This is a genomic window from Streptomyces flavofungini (assembly GCF_041028215.1).
GTDB lineage: Bacteria > Actinomycetota > Actinomycetes > Streptomycetales > Streptomycetaceae > Streptomyces > Streptomyces flavofungini_B.
Window position 1 is genome coordinate 1 of the sequence record NZ_JASKYR010001283.1, and the last position, 1,586, is coordinate 1,586.

General features: G+C 74.3%; 2 protein-coding genes. Both read right to left on the reverse strand.

What is annotated here, in order from left to right; translation table 11 throughout:
- Positions 1-198: 198 nt before the first annotated feature.
- Complete coding sequence (locus AB8Z36_RS40445; protein WP_369218338.1) at positions 199-531, reverse strand: nucleotide pyrophosphohydrolase; 333 nt, start codon at positions 529-531, stop codon at positions 199-201.
- On the reverse strand, positions 528-1,586 hold a 1,059-nt coding region (locus AB8Z36_RS40450; RefSeq protein ID WP_369218339.1), incomplete at its 5' end, for an AAA family ATPase. The genes AB8Z36_RS40445 and AB8Z36_RS40450, both read right to left, overlap by 4 nt.

Genomic DNA, 1,586 nt, shown 5'->3' on the forward strand with positions numbered 1-1,586 from the left:
CCACTACCCAGAGTGATACCCATCCGGGCGAAAAGCCAGGGGAGACCGGAAATCTGTGGACAACCAAGCGAGTTTGGACAAGTCGGTAACTSCGTAGAGTGACGAAATTGCGGGACACGGCGTTCAAGCAGGGCGCCTTCAGGCTCCCCCCAGCCGGAAACCGCCGCCGTCAGCCCCCGTCGCCGTAAACCGCCGCCGTCAGCCCCCCGTCACCGGAAACCGCCGCTCGTTCCTGTCGATCTTCGCGTCGAGCGCGGCCAGCGGGTCGATCCCCAGGACCTCGCAGAACTGGAGGAGGTAGGCGAGGACGTCGGCGACCTCGTCCGTCACCCGGTGCGCGGTGTCCGGGCTCGCCATCACGCGCTCCGACTCCTCCGGCGTCAACCACTGGAAGATCTCGACCAGTTCCGACGCCTCCACGCTCAGCGCGGCGGCCAGGTTCTTCGGGGTGTGGTAGCGCCCCCAGTCGCGGGCCGCCGCGAACTCGGCCAGCCTGCGCTGGAGCCCCTGTACATCACGTTCATCCGTCACGGCTCAAGGTCTACCACCGTGGCGCCGGGGACGCGGGCCGCGCTCGCGCCGTCCCGTACGGCACCGACCAGGCGGATGTGGCCGCGTGCGCAGGTGTGCGCCGCCAGTTCGCCGAGCGCGCGGAACTGCCGGGCGTCCAGGCGGTGGTCGAGGCCGTCGGCGAGGACCGTGAGGGTCTGGCAGGCCTCCGGCACCTCGGCCGCCGGATCGACGGCGAGCACCCCGGGGCCGGTGAGCAGCACCAGCGTCAGCGCCAGAAAGCGCAGCTCGCCGTCGCCCAGGCGCGCGAGCGGGGTCCGCACGCCGTCACCCCGGTCCACGAAGGCCGCGACCGAACCGTCCTCGGCCTCCTCGGCGAAGACGTCGGCAACCGGCCCCGCGCAGCCGTCGCGCAGGGCGGAGACGAGTGCGGCGTGCCGCCCCGCGCACTCGGCCCGGGTGCGCCACAGGACCTCGGCGAGGTTGTCGCAGCCGCCGAGGAGCCGCCCCGCGCCGATGAGCCCGGCGGGCACCGGGGCGCGCATCCGGCCGGGCCGCGGGTCGCAGGCGAAGGCCGAGCGGAGCGCCACCACGACCTGTTCGGCGGCGGCGAGCACCAGGCGCTGCCCGTCCGTCGAGCCCGCCACGCGCAGCGGTACGAGCGCCGTGCCGAGCCGGTCGTCGGGCATCGGGGCCCGTGTCACGGGCGCCGTGCCCGCCGTGTGCCAGGCCGCCTGGACCACGGGCCGCCCCGGGTCGCGCAGCGCGGTCTCCAGGAGGACGAGGCCGCCGAGGGTCAGCCGCTCCCCCACGACGCGCAGTTCGGGCTCGGCCTGGACGGCGAGGTCGAGGCGGACGGTGCCCGCGGGCCCCTCGACCGAGCAGCCGATGCGGAATCCGCGCCGCCGCTGCGGATCGGCGCGGGCGCGCTCCGGCACACAGGCCACGGGGTCGTCGAAGACGTCGATGAGTTCGGCACCCGCGCCGAGCCGCGCGAGCGCCTCGTACGCGCGCAGGGCGCTGGTCTTCCCGCTGCCGCTGGGTCCCGTGACATAGGTCAGCGGGAAGACCAGCGC